Genomic DNA, 18248 nt, shown 5'->3' on the forward strand with positions numbered 1-18248 from the left:
CCGACTGTGTACAACCGCATTCACGCCGCAAACCGAGCAGCAAGCACACAGTACTGTTCATAGGCCGACCGCATCAACGAAATCCCCATGTTGATAGCGATATTAGGGCGTCCAGCATCGAATTGCCGGACAATACGGGCCATTACGACCGGCTGGTACGTGGTTGCCTAGCCGTAGCCATATCCTCGGATTCGGTCAATGTCCCCAATTCGTCCGCGAGCCGGGCGGTTTCGTCGAACCAGCGCCGCAGCTCGACCACGGTCGGGGCCAGTTCGTAATCCTGGTGATGCCCTACCCGGGACAACGTCGCCCACAGCGCCGAAATCCGGGCCGAGGTCTCCTGGCCGGCATAGGAATCCAACGCCAGCAGTTGGGCCCGCATACTGCATCGTGCCAGCGGCGGCGCGACCACCAGCCACAGCCGGTCGATGGACTGCTCGAGCGCCAGCCGCAGAATCCACACCGTGGCCCGCGACCACAACCCACCCGCATCGGTCACGGTGCCGCGCAGCAGTTCGTCCGCCGCGGCAAGGCGCTGCGCGACCGTCGGCGGCTGCGATTCCCGCGCTACGGATTCAGCCATTTGACGAATTTCCTGGTCCCACTGATTAATTCGCGCGTACCCCGGTCGATTCGGATATGCGCCCCGGCGGCCGCGTCCCGCAGGACCGCCCGCGCCCACGCCGCATCGCGATCGAGCAGCTCGTTCAGATCGTCCACTCGATCCGGATCGCCGAAGACGGCCAGCGACACCTTCTCCCAGGTGGTGCGCGCGGCGTCCACCCGGCGCTGCACCTCGCGATGATCGATTCCCTCGGCCAGCAGCGTGCGCCGGGACCGGGCCAGGGCGGCGGCCTCGATGGCTGAGCGGCAACAGGTCACCACCAGTTCGGCGGCGATGGCGCGCGGCAGCTGCTTGGTGCGCACCAGGGCATTGGCATCGCTGAGATAGCGCCGCACCGGATCCTCCGCGACGCGCACCTCCACCGCCGACCGCTCCCGCCGCTGTACGTCCAGGACCGTTGCGTCCAGCCGCAATCGGCGCACCGCTTCGGCCAGACGCTCGTCGTGGGTGAACACCACGACCTGACGTCCGCTGCGCGCGGCCGCGGCGAGCACCCGCGCGAGACCGTCCACCTTGGCCGGATCCATCGCCTGCACCGGATCGTCGATGACGACGAAACCGAACGGACTCTCCGGCACCGTCGCGCGCGGCAGGAACAAAGCCAAGCCCAGGGCGTGCAACTCGCCCTGGCTCATCACACCCAGCGCATTGCTCCCGGCCTCGTCGACCGTGACGTCCAGCAGCACCTTGCGACTGGCTCCGGCGTTGCCCTGCAACCGGATCACGCCGAGATCGACATTGCTCTGCTGACGCAGTCCGCGCCAGATGCCACGGGCATGCTCGGCCAGCGGCGCCATCCGCTCGTCGCGGAGTCCGGCAGCGGCGGATTTGAGCCAATCCTCGGCCCTCCGGACGGTGTGCAGTTCGGACTCGGCGGCCGCGACCGCACGCGCGCCCTGCAACCACGCGGCGATGCGCGGAACCAGGGGCATCCAGACCGCATCGAGTCGATCCAATTCCTTTCGGGCCGAACCACGCAGCGCCGCCAGCAGCCGGACCAGATCCGCATGGGCGGCCCGCAACCGCTCCGGAAACTCCGCATCCGGTTCCGTCTGCGCCACCCTTACCCACGCGGACCAGGCTCGCCGCGCCGGACCGGTATCCACGTTGGGGGCCTGCGGCGGAGCGGGATCCAGTTCGGCGGGCACCGGAAGCACCAGCGCGCGAGCACGTTCGGCCGCCGCCACGAGAGTGTCACGGGCCGCGGTGACCGCGGCCGCGCGCTCGGTCAACCGGGTGATCTGGACATCGGTCTCGCGCAACCACTCCGCATCGAGCATGCCCGCCCCGCACACCGGGCAGGCGCACGCGCCCGAGGCCGCCGCATGTGCGCGGGCACGGTCGAGCAGATCCAGCACACGCAGTTCCGCCTCGGTATCACCGGTGGTCAGCTCGCTCAGCCGCCGCGCGCCGGCCTCGACCGCCGCGGCGGCCTCGTCCACCGACGCCGAATCCGGCAATCGCAGTCGCAGCATCGCCTGCAATGCGGCGGTGCCGGCCGGATCGTGCCGGGCGCCCGACACCTCCCGGCCGATGGTCGCCAGATCCGGATCCACGGCCCGCAGCAGCTGCGCGACCCGGGCCGCGCGATCGTCGGCGACGGCCTCCAGAGCGGTGAGCAGCTCGTTGCGTTCGTCACGGGATTGTCTTGCCGCACGCTCCAATTCGAGTCGGCGCACGCGAGTTCGCTCCTGCGCCGCGGTGAGATCGTCCAGGCCCAGCAGCCGATGCAGTGCGTCGAACAGATCGCTGGGACGGCCGTCGACCAGAGCGCCGAGTTCGCTGTAGGACAGGAACGGCCGGTACAGCTCCAGTGCGCGAGCCCAGCGCTCGACGCGAAAATCGATGGGAACGCCGTCTTTTCGCGATTCCGTCCAGGCGCCGCCGGTGAGGTCGACGCCCTCGGGCCACTCCCGGGCAATCGTCACCGTCCCGTCCGGGCCCGCCGCCGTGAGTTCCACTTCGACACGAGATGTCTTGCTGTCGTGGAGATTTCGCCATCCTTCGCGCCAGACCGATGCCCTGCCCGCCCAACGCCGCGTATCGCCGGTCAGCGCCAGCTCGGCGGCCTCGGCGAAACTCGACTTACCGGACCCGTTGCGCCCTACCACGAGCGTGAGCCCCGGGCCGGGATCGAGGCGCAGCGACGCCTCGGGACCGATACCGCGGAATCCACGAACCCGGATGGCACGCAGGAAGATTCCGCTCATGCCCAGACCAGGCGACCGATCGGGTTCGGCATCCAGCGCGGCCAGCACCGCACTCGATACCTCCGGCGTGATCGTCGGGTCGGCATCCAGGCGGTGCAGTACCAGATCGGACAGGCGTTGCGCACCGCCGGTGGACACGTCCCCCAACTGCCACTCCCTCCGCAAACGCCGTAACGCGTTCGGACTATCGAGATGCCGACGCTACCGGATGCGCCGCGCCTTCGCGTATGCCGGAGGCCGCGAACCGTCCCGGACGGGGTGCTTATGGCCATCGAGCGGTGATCCGCCCGATGTCCACCCCTCGGCCGTCCCCGGCCGGGCAGTTCTACGGGTCTCGCCCGAATTCGGGCGGTTCGGATCAACCGAACAGAACAGAATGACAGAGTTCGATCTCGAGCACAAGAACAGATGAGATTTCAATTACTCACCGCCCCAGCGATATTGGCCTCGCAAACACACCGCGAACTCGGTCGTTCGAGCTGTCCGGCGATTCCTGTCGGTGGGGTGAGGTAGAAATCCGGTCAACCGAGTGAACGGGGGACGGCAGTGCCGACGACACCAGTGGGAACCGAATCGATGATATGGACCGCACCGCAGGTCGCCGCGCTGGCACCCGATGCCGCATCGCTCACCGCCGCGCGAAAACTGCACGGGCGGTGGAACTCCGCCGGGTGGTGCGAGACCGCGCTGTGGGGGCTGTGCAAGGGCAGTGGCGCGAAGCCGTATCAGACGATCGTGGATCTGTCCGGCCCCGCCTACAAATGCTCCTGCCCCAGCCGGAAATTCCCCTGTAAGCACGCCTTGTCCCTCTTGCTGACCTGGTCCGACGGCTTGGTGCCCGAGGCCGGCGCACCCGCCGACTACGCCGCGGAATGGCTCGGCGCCCGCGCGCAGCGGGAGTTCAAAACCGTTGTCGCGCAGAAAAAGACGCCGTCCGCAGCGACGGCAGCGCAGCGTCGCGATCGGGTCGCGGCCGGCCTGGCGGATCTGGACGTGTGGCTGTGCGATCAGGTGCGCACGGGGTTGGCCCAGGCGGACCGCTCGTTCGGCGCCTTCGAATCGGTGGCCGCGCGGATGGTCGACGCACAGGTTCCCGGCGTTGCCTCGGCGCTGCGGCAACTTCCACGCAATGTTGTCGGCCGGGAGGACTGGCCGGCGATACTCCTGCGCGAGTACGCCCGGCTACACCTCCTCGCGACGGCACATCGCCGCCTGGACGATCTCGAACCAGCGCTTGCGGCGAGTGCGCGCACGCACATCGGCTATCCGGTCACCGCGGAGTCCGTGCGCAACGAACCCGCCGTCCGCGATCACTGGATGGTGCTGGGCCTGCGCGTCTCCGAGGACGAGAGCCTGCACACCCGTCGAGTCTGGTTGCGGGGGCGGGTGAGCGGACGGTGGGCGCTGATCCTCGACCACGCTTTCGGCACTCCGGCCTTCCCCGCGGATCTCCCGGTGCCCGGTTCGATGGTGGACGCTGAACTGCATTTCTACCCGGGCGCCGCTCCACTGCGCGCACTGTGGGGCGAACGACACGGTGTTCCCGCACCGATCCCCCAGCCGCTCGCCGCCGCACCGGAGACATCCGGCGAGGAGCCCGGCGGTATCCCCGCCGCACTCACCGCGCACGCCCGCGCGCTCGGCGCCGATCCGTGGCTGCGATCGTGGCCGGTGCTGCTGGCCGATGTCGTTCCGGTGGTGTCCGGCGACGTCTGGTCCGTCGTGGATCGCGAAGGTTCCGCGCTGCCGCTGGCGCGGCTGGCCCAGCAGCCCTGGCAACTGATGAGCCTGTCGGGCGGACACCCGGTGACGGTCGTCGGCGAATGGTCCGCCGATGGTCTCGTCCCCGTGTCGGCCTGGGCGGGCGGCGAGATGGCCGCCCTCGGCGCGCAGGTAATCGGCGGATCCCGAACACAGTCGAACGACCTTGCCTCGGTAGCGCTACTGGGCACGGCGCGGCGCGGATTCGATCCGACCACACTGCCCGAGCCGGTGGCCGAGGCGGCAGCATCACTGCACGGCGATCCGGCACTTGTGTTGCTGGAAACCGCCGCGCTCCAGGACCTCTTCGCTCGCGGCGCGGTCCTGCCCGGCACCGGTGAGCCGCCCGAACCCGCCGAAGCCGACCCGCGCCCGGTCCTGCCCGCCCCGGCCGCGGCTCGACTCGTCCGCCTGCTGGCAGAGGGGTCGCCGTTCCTCACCGAATGGTTCGACGCCGCCGGACCACACGACTTCCGCGCACCCGACGCCATCTGCACCCTCTTGCTGGATCAGGCGAAAACCCGTGGCCCCCTGCGTGAATCGCTGCTACGGCTGGCCGGTGAGCGCGGCCGCTGGCTGGCCGCACACCATTCACCGTGGCACACCTTGGCCCGCGCCAGACCCGAGGACGCGAGCGTCTGGTCACACGGCCGCCCCGCCGAACGTCACGTCTGGCTGGCGCAACTGCGGGCGCACGATCCCCGCGCGGCCCGCGAAATACTCGCGGGCACCTGGCGTTCCGAACCCGGCCCGGCGCGCGCGGATCTGCTGGCCGTTCTCGCCGAGGGGCTCACCCTCGCCGACGAGCCCCTGCTGGAATCCGCGCTCGACGACGCTCGCGCCGAGGTCCGCCGGGTCGCCGCGGATCTGCTGGCCCGCCTTCCGGACTCGGCCTTCGCCGCGCGCATGAGCGAACGCGCCTCGCGCTGGCTCACCTTCGACGGTAAGCAGTTGGTCGCCGATCTCCCGCACCGACTGGAGGATTCGGCTCGTCGCGATGGCATCGCCGACCGCACCGCGCACACCGCCTACCGACTGGACGGGGCGCCGCACGTCGCGGCGGAGTGGCTGCGCCGAGTGATTGCCGCGACCCCGCTGCGTCATTGGGACGCGCTGCTGGGCGCCCCCGGAGCGGCCGCCCGGGTGGGTATGCGCGCCGATCTGCTCGGTCCGGTCACCGCCGGATGGGCCGACGCGGCGCTCGCTCAGCACGACAGCCGTTGGGCCGCAACGTTGTTCGAGGTGCTGACCAGCACCACGCTCGGCGCCGATCCCGATGTGCGGCGGCGGCTGTTCGCGCTGCTTCCACTCGACCGGCGGGTGGAGTATCTGCGCACGCTGGACAGCAGCTGGCTGGCCGAGATCGAACTACTGGTGCAGGCGGTGCCGCGGCCGTGGCCCGCACCGCTGGCCCAGTACCTGGTCCGGCTGCTGCTGGACCGCGCCAAGCTCGCCGCGGCCCGTCCCGGTGCGCCGGGCCTGTCGCCGGCCTCCTATCGCACCCTGTTCCGCACCGCCGCCGCGCACTTCCCGGTCGAGGCCATCGCCGCGGTCGAGGTCGCCGCCCGCCGCTGCGGTGATCCCTACTGGGAAACCTGTTTCAACGAACTGGCCCACGACCTGATCCAGCGCACGACCATGCTCGAGGAGTTGCAATGACCACGACGAATACGACCGATTCGGTGCCGACCGGGCTGCTGCGTCCACACGCCGAACAGGCCTTCGCCGATGAGCTGCGTGCACTGGCCGCGGCCGACGACCGTCCCCGCCCGCCCTCGTGGCGGCTGTCGCCGTGGGGTGTGGTCACCTACCTGCTCGGTGGCACCCTGTCCGACGGCACCGTGGTGAGCCCGAAGTACGTCGGACCGCGCAGGCTGATGGAGGTCGCGGTCGCGACGCTCGCGACCGACCGCGCACTATTGCTGCTCGGCGTGCCCGGCACCGCGAAAACGTGGGTGTCCGAACATCTTTCGGCGGCCATATGCGGTGAATCGACCCTGCTCGTGCAGGGCACCTCCGGAACCGCCGAGGAGGCGATCCGCTACGGCTGGAACTACGCCCGGCTGCTCGCCGAGGGGCCCAGCGAGGGCGCGCTGGTTCCCTCACCGGTGATGACGGCCATGCGCTTGGGCTCCATCGCCCGTGTCGAGGAGCTCACCCGCATCCCCTCGGATGTGCAGGACGCGCTGATCACGGTGTTGTCGGAGAAAACACTGCCGGTCCCCGAGCTGGGGATGGAGGTGCAGGCCGCCAAGGGCTTCAATGTCATCGCCACGGCCAACGACCGAGACCGCGGGGTCAACGAACTGTCCTCGGCGCTGCGGCGACGCTTCAACACCGTCGTTCTGCCGCTGCCCGCCGGCGAGGACGAGGAGGTCGCGATCGTGACCCGCCGCGTCGTGCAGCTCGGCGCCGCATTGGAACTGCCCGCGGTGCCGGCCGCCGCGCAAGAGGTGCGACGGGTGGTGCGAGTCTTCCGCGAGTTGCGGTCCGGAATCACCGCCGACGGCCGGACCAAACTCAAATCCCCCTCCGGAACATTGTCCACCGCCGAGGCGATCTCGGTGATCACCAACGGACTGGCGCTTTCGGCGCACTTCGGCGATGGAGTGCTGCGCGCCGCCGATATCGCGGGCGCGGTGCTCGGTGCGGTCGTGAAGGATCCGGTCGCCGATGCGGTGGTGTGGACCGAATATCTGGAAGCGGTCGTCCGCGAACGGGAGGACTGGGCCGATTTCTACCGGGCATGCCGCGAGGTACACGCATGAACTCACACGAAACACCGGACTCGGCACCGGAATCCGAACCGCCGCAGACCCGGGTGTTCGGCATCCGCCATCATGGCCCCGGATCCGCACGCTCACTTCGCCTGGCGCTGGAGCGGTTCCGTCCCGATGCCATCCTGATCGAGGGTCCGGCCGATGCCGACCCCCTGATCACCCATATCGCCGCCGAGGATATGACGCCCCCGGTCGCACTGCTGGCCTACGTCCCGGATACCCCCTCCCGCGCGGCGTTCTGGCCCTTCGCGGTGTTCTCCCCGGAATGGCAGGCTCTGCGCTACGCCCACGAGCACGACGTCACCGTCGGCTTCTGCGACCTGCCCGCCGCCCACGCCCTCGCCGCCACCGATGAACCCGGCGACCGCACCGATCCTCTGGCCGTCCTCGCCGCCACCGCGGGCTACGACGACCCGGAACGCTGGTGGGACGCGGTCATCGAATCCAGCGCCGACGCGGACGTTTTCGAGGCCATCACCGAAGCCATGACCGCCCTGCGCGACTCGACTCGTGAACCGGAGAATCCTGAGGCTGCACGAGGCGGTTCTACCTCTGTTCCGGCTACGGAAACTACTGCCGCACAGGGTAATCCGAGCTCGCGGACCACCCGTCCGGCCAAGCCGGACGACGCGGGCAACGATTGCGCCGCCACTGCCGAAAGCGCCACGGACCTGGCTGCTGGATCGATTGCAACGCAACAGGTCACAGGCTCGACAAATTCTCACCCGCGATGCGAAGGATCGACCGAAGGCGCGGAACGTGAGGCGGTCACCGAAGCCGTCACCGCGCCGGATGATCCGGCCCCGCAGTACGCCGACGGATCGCACGATGCCATCGGTGCGGCCGAGCGCTCCGAGAGCACCTCTACACCAGGCGATTACAGTTCGCCGGTGTTGACCGCACCGGACCAGATCGGCGAGTCGCCGACCGCGAGCGATTCGGCACACGAGGCCGATGAGCTGATCGGATCGGCGGTGGATCCGCATACGTTGCGGCGTGAAGCTTATATGCGCCAGACGATGCGTAAGGCGTTGAAGGGCGGCGCGAAGCGACTCGCGGTGGTGTGCGGGGCGTTTCATGCTCCGGCGCTGGCGGGAGCGCTCGGGCCCGCCGCGGCCGATGCGCGGATACTCGAGGGTCTGCCGAAGGTGAAGGCGACCTCGACGTGGGTGCCCTGGACGCATTCACGGCTGGCGGGTTCCTCGGGGTACGGCGCGGGAGTGACCTCGCCGGGGTGGTATCACCACCTGTTCACCGAGACCGATCAGCCGATCGCGCGCTGGCTCACCAAGGTCGCCGGTACCTTGCGGGCGCACGACCTGCCGGTATCCAGCGCGCACATCATCGAATCGGTGCGGCTCGCGAACACTCTCGCCGCCCTGCGCGAGCGACCGTTGCCAGGGTTGTCGGAGGTCACCGAGGCCACTAGAGCGGTGCTGTGCGAGGGTGATGAGACCATGTTGCACCTGGTCACCGGGGAACTGGTCATCGGCGAGGCGCTCGGCTCGGTACCGCAGGACATCCCGGCGGTTCCGCTCGAGGCGGATCTCCGCACGCAGGCGCGCTCGCTGCGGTTGACGCGCCAGGCCCTTTCCCGGCAGCTGGATCTGGACCTGCGCAAGGACCGGGACATCGCGCGCTCACGGCTGCTGCATCGGCTGCGACTGCTCGCAATCCATTGGGGCACACCGACATCCAGCGAGGTCCGCAATGCCGGAACCTTCCGGGAGACGTGGACGCTGGTCTGGGAACCCGAACTCGCCCTGGCCGTGATCGAGGCGTCCCGGTGGGGCACCACTCTCCTAGCCGCCGCGGAGGCGAAAATCCTGGACTCCGCCGCCGCACCCGATGCCGGCGTCGCCGATCTGAGCGGCGCCCTCGAACAGGCCCTGCTGGCCGATCTCGGCGGGGCCGTACCGGGACTGGTGGCCCGCCTCGAATCCGTGGCCGCGGTGGATCACGATGTCACTCACCTGCTGGCCGCCCTCCCCGGTCTGATCCGCACGCTGCGGTACGGCGACGTACGCGGCACCGACGTGGCGGCGCTCATTCGCGTCGCCGACGGGATGCTGGTACGTATCTGCGCCGGATTGCCCAGTGCCGTCACGGGATTGGACGCCGACGCCGCGGCCGGCCTGCGCGCTCGGCTGGACGACGCGCAGCTCGCCCTGGCCACCCGCGACGACGAGTGGGCGACCCGCGAATGGCACAGTGCCCTGGGCAAACTCGCCGACCGGAGCGATGTGCACGGCAGCCTGGTCGGCCGTGCGGTCCGGCTGCTGTGCGACGCGGGCATCTTGGACGACGCCGAATCCGCCCGTCGCCTGTCCGCGGCGCTGTCGGTCGGTCACGATCCCGCCGAGAAGGCCGCATGGATCGACGGATTCCTCGGCGGCCGCGGCCTGCTCCTGGTGCACGACCGGAACCTGTTGCACCGCATCGATGTGTGGCTCCGCAGCTTGAACGAAGACCAGTTCATCGCCACTCTGCCCCTGCTCCGCAGAACCTTCGGCGCTTTCGAATCCGGTGAGCGCCAGGCAATCGCCCGGGCCGTCCGCGACGGCGGCCAGGTCGCCGTCACTCCGACCCGAACCGGTGGCTTCGATCCCGATCGCGGCGTCCTCGCCCTGGGGGCCGTCACCCGAATCCTGGCGGTCGCATGATGCCGCCCACGAATCCTCTGCCAACCTCACCCGCCACACCGGGCGGTCGATACCACGGAGGTGTACGCCCGCCATCCACACGATCCGACAGCGCCGATGCACCGCCGGCACGGTCCAGTACCGCGTCAACCGGCCGCACCGCGACGGTGGCCCGCCGCCACACGGCGCAGCCCCGGCGGACGAGCGCGGCTGTGCCGCGACCATGCAACCAGCACGAGCCGGTCGGCGACCGGATCACGACGAGAACCGCACGGCGCGAATTCATGCGCTGCCCGCAGGAGAGGCGGTAGGCACCCATGACCGAAATGGATCGAACACATTCCCGCCGTTGGCGTTTGGTGCTGGGCGCCCCCGCGGAGTCCTGCCTGGGCGGACTGGGTTCCGGAGGTGACGCGGCGATGGATCGAGCGCTCTCGGCGTTGTACAACGCCGACGAGCTGACTCCGGCGGAGAAGCGCACGGGCGGACTGGGCGGATCGGCGCCCAAGGTCGCCCGGTGGCTGGGTGATATCCGCAGCTATTTCCCGTCCACCGTGGTGGAGGTGATGCAGCGCGATGCGGTGGAGCGACTCGATCTGACCCAATTGTTGCTCGAACCCGAACTGCTCGAGGCGGTCGAACCCGATGTGCACCTGGTCGGCACCCTGCTGAGCCTGAACCGGGTGATGCCCGAAACCACCCGGTCCACGGCACGCATGGTGGTGGAGAAGGTGGTGCGCGAGATCGAGCGGCGCATCGCCGCGCGCACCGTGGCCGCCGTATCCGGCGCGCTGAACCGAGCCGCCCGCACCACCCGCCCGCGACTGCGCGATATCGACTGGGACCGCACCATCCGCCGCAATCTCGCGCACTACCTGCCCGAACATCGCACGGTGGTGCCAGAACAACTCATCGGCTTCGGCCGCAAGTCGCAGGCGGTGCGGCGCGATGTGGTGCTGGCGATCGATCAATCCGGATCGATGGCGTCGAGCGTGGTGTACGCCTCGGTGTTCGGTGCGGTCCTGGCCTCGATGCGTGCACTGAAAACGTCGATGGTCGTATTCGATACGGCCGTGGTCGATCTCACCGATCAGCTCGCGGATCCGGTCGACGTCCTGTTCGGCACCCAGCTCGGCGGCGGGACCGATATCAATCGCGCCATCGCGTACAGCCAGCAGTTGATCACACGTCCGGCCGACACTCTGTTCGTCCTGATCTCCGACCTCTACGAGGGCGGAATCCGCGAGGAGATGCTGCGCCGGATCGCCACGATGCGTGAATCCGGCGTCCAGGTACTGGTCCTGCTGGCCCTGTCCGACGACGGCGCACCCGCCTACGACCACGAGAACGCCGCGGCACTGGGCGGACTCGGCGTCCCGGCCTTCGCCTGCACCCCGGACAAATTCCCGGATCTACTGGCGGTGGCCCTGGATCGCGGCGACGTCCGCACCTGGGCGAACACCCATGCGGGCTGATCCGGACGCTACGTCCCCGGCGCGCTGCTGCCGAGCGCGGTCAGAAATCCCAGCAGCGATTGCCCGAACCCGATACCTGTTCCCAGAACCCCCAATGCGCCACCGAGCGTGCCGAAGAGATCCATCTCCAGACTCCTTCACCGACCGTAGGGACCAGCGAGCGAACCGGACAGATCATACGATCCACACACCCCCGAACCCAGCATCTCGTCGCCGCGTCATCCCACCAGCCGCAGCACGCCGACAGCCGCCCCGCGGCTCGGACCGCAGGCACCATCGCCGTACCCGTGTGCCGCCGCACCCGGCGGCCGCATGATCGACCTCGCCGCGCCCTCGGCTACGTCATGCGAATCGGGCCCGCCACGCGAGCGCCGACGACCGCGTCGTCCGATGCCGCGCTATCCGCAGCTACCGCGCTCACAGGTCGGCGATGGCCGCCAGAGGCGGAGTGCGAGCGGCGCGGATTCCCGGCCACACGGCAGCCAGCACACCGACGACGCCGGAGCCGACGAGCATGAGCACGATCTGGATCCACGGCACGGTGATCGTGCTGATACCCAGGTCGCTCAAGGTCCGCAGGAATCCGACGCCGAGCCCGAGCCCGAGCAACACACCCACGAGCGCACCGAACACCGCGATCAGCATCGATTCCAGATAGATGCTCCGGCGGACCTGTGGCCGCTGCATGCCGACCGCACGCAACATGCCGATCTCGCGGCGGCGTTCGACAACCGACAGTGCGAGCGTGTTGACGATGCCGAGCACCGCGATCACCACCGCCAGGGCCAGCAGCCCGTACAGGATCGCGAGCATGGTGTCGATCTGCCTGCCCTGCGTGCCCTTGAATTCGTCCCGGTTCTCCACCTGCACCACGACGTACTTCTCGGTCGCTTTCACCAGGTTCTGCCGCATGAGCGTCAGGTCCGCGCCCGGCGCGGCGGTGATCAGCACGACCACATCGGAGCGGAACGCGACGGGCATCACCTGGTCGTACAGTGCCGAGGACACCACCATGGACCCGAGCAACTGGGTGTCCTTGTAGATTCCGGAAACCGTGACGGTGAACTTCTTGTTGTCCATACTGGTCAACTGCACCTGTTCACCGGCGTGCCAATCGCGTTTCCCGGCTTCGGTTTCCGAGACCTGGATATCGTTGTCGCCGAGTGTGTAGCCGCCGCTGCGGATCTCGTAGTTCAGCACCGGACTCATCGGCGCATCGGGTGAGACGCCGTACACCGCATCCTCGCCGATCTTCATCTGCACACCGCGGAACGCCACCACATCCCGGACTCCCGCAACCGATCTCGCGGCCGGCCCCGCGCCGACCGGCACACCGACCAGCTGCGGGCCGGTCAGTATGTAGTCGGCCTTGACTCCCCGGTCGACCACATCGCTCACGCTCGCCTTCGCCGAGGATCCGAGCATCCCGATCGCCGAGACCAGCATCAGCCCGAGGGTGAGGGCGAACGCGGTCGCGGCGGTGCGCCGCGGATTGCGGACCGCGTTGTTGCGCGCCATATGCCCGATCGGCCCGAACGGCCGCACCAGCACCCCCAGCGCGGCGAGCACCGGCCGCGACAACGACGGCGAGGCGAACAATACCGCGAAAATCATTGCCGCAGCGCCGATTCCGACCGTCAGTGCGGCATTGCCGCCGGTGTGGCGGGCCCCGAGCACGACCAGTACGACGCCGAGGACCGCCAGCCCGACACCGATGCCCGTACGCAGCCGCAGCGAATCGCCGATCGAGGCGAACTCCTCGCGCATGGCCTCCACCGGCGGAATCTTGGCCGCCCGGCGCGCGGGCGCATAGGCGCTGCCCACCGTCACCACGAGACCGATGCCCAGCGCCGCCAGCACGGTGCGTGGCTGCACCTGCATGGCCCCGGTCGGCAGTCCCAGATCGAAGGCATTGAGCAGCCCGGACAGGCCGAACGCCAGCGCGATGCCGCAGGCCAGACCCAGTGCGCTGCCGATCAATCCGATGATCGCCGCCTCGGCCACCACCGACAGTCCCACCTGACGTCTGCTCGCGCCCACGGCGCGCAGCAGCGCCAGTTCACGCAGCCGCTGCGCCACGATCATCGAGAAGGTGTTGTAGATGATGAACGTGCCCACCAGCAGCGCGATCGCACCGAAGGCGAGCAGGAAGTAGTTCACGAATTTGAGCGCGTTGCCGACCTGTTCTTTCAGGTCCGCCCGCACCTGATCGCCGTCGAGCACCTTGTAGTCCGGCAGCACCCGGGACAGCCTGTCGCGCACGGTATCCGCCGAAACACCCGGCGTCACGCCCACGTCGACATAGCCCACATGCTGTCCGTCGGTGAACAGATCGCGCGCCTGCGCGTCGTCGAACAGCACTTGGATGAATCCGCCGGAATCGGAAGCCACGGTGTAGATCCCGCTGACGGTCACCGCGATATTGCCCTTGGCCGGCACGAGGATCTCGGTGCGATCCCCGACCGACAACCCGGCGCGTTGCGCCCCGCCGGAATTGATCGCGATCTGCCCGGGTTGGCTGGGGGCGGTGCCCGCGACCATCTTCTGCGGTTCCGCGACGGCCTTGTCCGGAGGCAGATACGACTGCCCGAGACTCGGCGCACCGCCGGTCTGCACCGCGTGACCGTCCTGCAGCAGCACGATCGGACCCTGCACCGCGGGGGCGACCGCCCGCACACCCGGGGTCGCGGTGATCTTGTCGACCACGTCGAGCGGAACACCCAGCGACACGCGTTCCTTGGGGCCCACGCGTACGTCGACGCCTTTGGCCTGATCGGCGAAAATACCGTTGAAGGTGCTCTGCAGGGTGTCAGTGAACACGAAAGATCCTGCGATGAAAGCGGTTCCGAGGATCACCGACAGCACGGTCAGCGCGAGGCGTACCTTGTGCGCGGCGAGATTGCGCAAGGCCACCTTGCGCATCGGGCTCCCGGCCATCAGGCGTTCTCCAGCTTTTTCATCCGGTCCAGCACGGATTCGGCTGTGGGGGCACGCAATTCGTCGACTATGCGACCGTCGGCGAGGAAGATCACCCGGTCGGCATAGGAAGCGGCGTGGGGCTCGTGGGTGACGATGACGACCGTCTGCCCGAATTCGTCGACAGCCGCGCGCAGGATCGACAGCACCTCCCCGGAGGACCGCGAGTCCAGATTTCCGGTCGGCTCGTCGCCGAAGATGATGTCGGGTTTCCCGGCCAGCGCACGTGCGCAGGCAACCCGCTGCTGCTGCCCGCCGGACAGTTCGCTGGGCCGGTGGTCGAGCCGGTCGTTCAGGCCCAGGCGTTTGATCACCGTATCCAGCCAGTCCTGATCGGGGCTGCGGCCGGCGATATCCAGCGGCAACGTGATGTTCTCCAACGCGGTCAGCGTCGGCACCAGATTGAACGCCTGGAACACGAAGCCGATCCGGTCCCGGCGCAACGCGGTCATCTCCTTGTCCGAGAGCCCGGTCAGGTCGGTTCCGCCGATGTGCACCGCGCCGGAGGTGGGCGCGTCGAGCCCGGCCAGGCAGTGCATCAGGGTGGATTTGCCCGAACCCGAGGGGCCCATGATCGCGGTGAACTCACCCGCGGCGAATTCCGCGCTCACCCCGTCCAGGGCGCGGACCTGGGTATCTCCCGTTCCGTATAGCTTGACCAGATCGGTGGCGCGGGCCGCGATCGAGGTATCGGCAGTCGTCTCGGTGCCCAGGGCATCGGCAGTCATGCTCTCCAGTGTTGCGTGAGCGGGACGCCCGCGCCATCGGGGACACCCCCCAATACCTCAGAGGTACGCCGAACCGCCTCAGCCCAGCGAACCGATGATCGCCAGCACGACCAGCAGGATGATCACCGCGCCGACGATGATGCCGATGATCAGACCGGTATTCGACTTGCGCTGCTGCGGCATCTGCGCAGGTTGATATCCGTAGCCGGTCTGCTGCTGGTACGGCGGATTCTGCGGATACATCGGTTGCGGCGGCGTCGCCGCGCGCACCGACATCGGCATGGGGGTAGGCCCCGCGGTGGGCATCGGCCCGGCATTGGGCATCCCGATACCGGTGCGCGGCGGCGCCACCGGGTTGCCGGGGCCGGTTCCGGTGAGGCCCATCTGCGGACCGACGGTCTGCATCCCCGGTCCGGTGAACTGCCGCGGCGGCGTCACCGGCACCGCCGGCGAACTGGGCACGGCGAGGGCGCGGCGGGCCGCGGCGGCGAATTCCGCGCACGAGGCGAAACGATCGTCCGGGCGCTTGGCCATGGCCTTGGCCAGTACGGTGTCCATGCTCGGCGGGAGACCGGGGCGGATCTTGCTCAGCGGCGGCGCGGGCTCCTGCAGATGTCCGCGGATCACCGCGGCGGGGTTCGACGCGGCGAACGGGCCGGTACCGGTGAACAACCAGAACAGACTGCAGGCCAGGGAATACTGATCCGCCCGGCCGTCCAGGTTGGCGCCGGTGAGCTGTTCGGGCGAGGCGTAGGCCAGCGTCGCGGTGAACGTGCCGGTCTGGGTGAGGTGGCCGCCGTCGTCACGCAGCCGGGCAATGCCGAAGTCGGTCAGGTAGACCCGCTCGCCCTTACCGCCGGTCGAGCGGGCCAGCAGCATGTTCGCGGGCTTGACGTCGCGGTGCATGACGCCGTTGCCGTGCGCGTAGTCCAACGCCTCGGCGACCTCGCCGATGATCTGGACCGCGCGTTCGGGCGGGAGTTTGGTCGGGTCCACACTGGCCGCGTCGATCCCATCGATGTACTGCATCGAGATCCACAGTTGACCGTCCTCGAGACCGCGGTCGTAGACGGTCACGATGTTGGGGTGGTCCAACTGGGCGACCAGATCGGCTTCGCGCTCGAAGCGGGCGCGGATCTCCTGATCGGACACCATTTCACGGTTGAGCAGCTTGAGCGCGGTCTTGCGCGGCAGACGCGGATGTTTGGCCAGATAGACCGAACCCATGCCGCCGCGGCCGAGCAGTTGCTCGACGAGATATCCGGCGAAGACCTCACCGTTGGCCACCATGATGTCCGCTCCCACTTCCCGTGCCGCGCACCGGGACCCGCCAGCGCACGGCCGTGTACCGCATGAACTCCGTCGCCGTTACGAACCGACCACGGGAAACACCGAAACCATAGCAGCCCCGCCCGATCCGCACGGCTCGGCAGCGCGAACCCCCGCGCGGCCGCATCGCACGATTCGATGCGGGTTGATCGCCCCGGTAGAACCGGCGGAACGGCCTGTTCCGCGCCCCCGCGGAAGCTGTCGGTGGGTACCGATACGCTCGACCCCATGCGCATTGGAGCACACGTCCCCCGCAGCGGCGGCGGCATTGGAGGCTCTGCCCAGGAAAGACAGGACAGTGATCCGATCGGCTTCGGCGAGAAACTGGGCGCCGAGGTCATCCAGATGTTCGTGGTGGATCCGCAGAGCTGGGACAAACCCCAGCCGCATCCGGCCGCCGAACAGATCAAGGCCAGCCCGATCGATGTGGTGGTGCACTCCTCGTATCAGATCAACGTGGCCAGCACCAACAATCGGCTGCGCATGCCCTCGCGGCAGGCTGTGGCGCTGCAAGCGCAGGCGGCGGCCGATCTGGGGGCGTTCGGGCTCGTCGTGCACGGCGGGCATGTGCGCTCGGATGCGGAGATCGAGGCCGGTATCACCAACTGGGGCAAGCTGTTCGAGCGTCAGCGGGACAAGGGCGGTTTCGCCGTGCCGATTCTGATCGAGAACACCGCGGGCGGAAATCACGCCATGGCGCGGCATTTCGACTCCATCGCCAGACTCTGGGACGTCGTCGGCGAGTACGACGCGGGATTCTGCCTGGACACCTGCCACGCCTGGGCCGGCGGCGAGGAACTCGTCGGCGTGGTGGATCGCATCAAGGCCATCACCGGCCGGATCGATCTGGTCCATCTGAATTCCTCACGCGACGAATTCAATTCGGGTGCGGATCGGCACGCCAATTTCGCCGAGGGCACCATCGACCCGCAACTGCTGGCCGAGGTCTGCCGCACCGCGGGTGCGCCCGTGGTGCTGGAGACGCCCGCCGAGGGTGTCGCCGAGGACCTGGCCTACCTACGCGAACATCTGGGCTGAACCACAGCGTTCGGATCCTGCTGACCGCAAACCTGGTTCGCCCCACCCGCCGGTGATGTGCTGCTCATGCACCACAGATCCGAGCGAAAGGCCCGTCATGTCCATCGATCACGCAGTAGAAACCGAGACCGCCGTCCAGGTCGTCAAGCTCGGCACCCACATCGGCGCACGCATCGATGGCGTGCAGCTGGGCGGCGCGCTTTCCGCGCGGACCGTCGCCGCGATCCGCGCGGCGCTCAACGAGCACAAGGTGATCTTCTTCCACGGTCAGGATCACCTCACCGAGGACGGCCAATACGCATTCGCCGAACTGCTGGGCACCCCGACCACACCGCATCCCACGCTCACCTCCCAGGGTGTCCGATCTCTGGCCATCGACTCCGACACCGGACGGGCCAACAGTTGGCACACCGACGTGACCTTCGTGGACCGGGTCCCCAAGGCCTCGATCCTGCGCGCGGTCACCCTGCCCAGCTACGGCGGCTCGACCACCTGGGCCTCCACCGTGGCCGCCTACAATTCGCTGCCCGATCCGCTCCAGCGACTCGCGGAGAGTTTGCGCGCGGTGCACACCAACACCTACGACTACGCCGCCAGTCACGGCTCCGACGCCGAGGCGAAGTACGGTGCGCAGGCCAACGACAAGACTCGCCGGCATCGCGAGGAATTCGTGTCCACTTACTA

At 68.6% G+C, this 18248-nt stretch carries 11 protein-coding genes; 6 read left to right on the forward strand and 5 right to left on the reverse strand.

Annotated elements, in window-relative coordinates; all coding sequences use genetic code 11:
* Positions 1–142: 142 nt before the first annotated feature.
* Both NV1_RS33675 and NV1_RS33680 read right to left on the reverse strand, forming a co-directional pair.
* Complete coding sequence (locus NV1_RS33675; protein ID WP_067900875.1) at positions 143–583, reverse strand: hypothetical protein; 441 nt, start codon at positions 581–583, stop codon at positions 143–145.
* Complete coding sequence (locus tag NV1_RS33680; RefSeq protein WP_067900965.1) at positions 568–2973, reverse strand: AAA family ATPase; 2406 nt, start codon at positions 2971–2973, stop codon at positions 568–570. The genes NV1_RS33675 and NV1_RS33680 overlap by 16 nt, the downstream gene beginning before the upstream one ends.
* Positions 2974–3411: 438 nt before the next feature.
* Here NV1_RS33680 and NV1_RS33685 point away from each other — a divergent pair, with 438 nt between their 5' ends.
* From NV1_RS33685 to NV1_RS33705, 4 genes are all read left to right on the forward strand, one after another.
* Complete coding sequence (locus NV1_RS33685; RefSeq protein ID WP_067900968.1) at positions 3412–6255, forward strand: SWIM zinc finger family protein; 2844 nt, start codon at positions 3412–3414, stop codon at positions 6253–6255.
* Positions 6252–7364, forward strand: a complete 1113-nt coding sequence (locus NV1_RS33690; protein ID WP_067900877.1) for an ATP-binding protein — start codon at positions 6252–6254, stop codon at positions 7362–7364. The genes NV1_RS33685 and NV1_RS33690 overlap by 4 nt, the downstream gene beginning before the upstream one ends.
* Positions 7361–10039 (forward strand): DUF5682 family protein, encoded by a 2679-nt coding sequence (locus NV1_RS33695; protein ID WP_245714066.1) that lies wholly within the window; start codon positions 7361–7363, stop codon positions 10037–10039. Before NV1_RS33690 ends, NV1_RS33695 begins: the two co-directional genes overlap by 4 nt.
* A 296-nt stretch (positions 10040–10335) precedes the next feature.
* The gene (locus NV1_RS33705; protein WP_067900882.1) at positions 10336–11493 is read left to right on the forward strand and encodes a VWA domain-containing protein; all 1158 of its coding nucleotides are present in this window, start codon (positions 10336–10338) and stop codon (positions 11491–11493) included.
* A 417-nt stretch (positions 11494–11910) separates the two neighbouring features.
* On the opposite strand, the gene NV1_RS33710 is transcribed toward NV1_RS33705, so the two are convergent.
* The 3 genes from NV1_RS33710 to NV1_RS33720 form a co-directional block, all read right to left on the reverse strand.
* On the reverse strand, positions 11911–14430 hold the full coding sequence (locus tag NV1_RS33710; protein WP_067900885.1) for an ABC transporter permease: 2520 nt from the start codon (positions 14428–14430) through the stop codon (positions 11911–11913).
* Complete coding sequence (locus NV1_RS33715) at positions 14430–15197, reverse strand: ABC transporter ATP-binding protein (protein ID WP_067900888.1); 768 nt, start codon at positions 15195–15197, stop codon at positions 14430–14432. The genes NV1_RS33710 and NV1_RS33715 overlap by 1 nt, the downstream gene beginning before the upstream one ends.
* A gap of 78 nt (positions 15198–15275) precedes the next feature.
* Positions 15276–16487, reverse strand: coding sequence for a protein kinase domain-containing protein (locus NV1_RS33720; RefSeq protein WP_084526169.1), 1212 nt, complete (start codon positions 16485–16487; stop codon positions 15276–15278).
* 267 nt (positions 16488–16754) lie between these two features.
* On the opposite strand from NV1_RS33720, the gene NV1_RS33725 reads away from it, so the two are divergent.
* Together NV1_RS33725 and NV1_RS33730 are read left to right on the forward strand one after the other, a co-directional pair.
* Complete coding sequence (locus NV1_RS33725) at positions 16755–17564, forward strand: deoxyribonuclease IV (RefSeq protein WP_067900891.1); 810 nt, start codon at positions 16755–16757, stop codon at positions 17562–17564.
* Between the two features lie 97 nt (positions 17565–17661).
* Positions 17662–18248 (forward strand): TauD/TfdA dioxygenase family protein (locus tag NV1_RS33730; RefSeq protein ID WP_169813469.1); only part of this gene is annotated, 587 nt, incomplete at its 3' end.

The sequence above is a fragment of the Nocardia vaccinii NBRC 15922 genome (genome assembly GCF_001613305.1).
GTDB classification, from domain to species: domain Bacteria; phylum Actinomycetota; class Actinomycetes; order Mycobacteriales; family Mycobacteriaceae; genus Nocardia; species Nocardia vaccinii.

Excerpts from the sequence above, each read along its gene's own strand:
- NV1_RS33715 (WP_067900888.1), bottom strand. The coding sequence starts at position 15,197 with ATGACTGCCGATGCCCTGGGCACCGAGACGACTGCCGATACCTCGATC.
- NV1_RS33695 (WP_245714066.1), top strand. The coding sequence starts at position 7,361 with ATGAACTCACACGAAACACCGGACTCGGCACCGGAATCCGAACCGCCG.
- NV1_RS33690 (WP_067900877.1), top strand. The coding sequence starts at position 6,252 with ATGACCACGACGAATACGACCGATTCGGTGCCGACCGGGCTGCTGCGT.
- NV1_RS33725 (WP_067900891.1), top strand. The coding sequence starts at position 16,755 with ATGCGCATTGGAGCACACGTCCCCCGCAGCGGCGGCGGCATTGGAGGC.
- NV1_RS33685 (WP_067900968.1), top strand. The coding sequence starts at position 3,412 with ATGATATGGACCGCACCGCAGGTCGCCGCGCTGGCACCCGATGCCGCA.
- NV1_RS33705 (WP_067900882.1), top strand. The coding sequence starts at position 10,336 with ATGACCGAAATGGATCGAACACATTCCCGCCGTTGGCGTTTGGTGCTG.
- NV1_RS33710 (WP_067900885.1), bottom strand. The coding sequence starts at position 14,430 with ATGGCCGGGAGCCCGATGCGCAAGGTGGCCTTGCGCAATCTCGCCGCG.
- NV1_RS33675 (WP_067900875.1), bottom strand. The coding sequence starts at position 583 with ATGGCTGAATCCGTAGCGCGGGAATCGCAGCCGCCGACGGTCGCGCAG.
- NV1_RS33720 (WP_084526169.1), bottom strand. The coding sequence starts at position 16,487 with ATGGTGGCCAACGGTGAGGTCTTCGCCGGATATCTCGTCGAGCAACTG.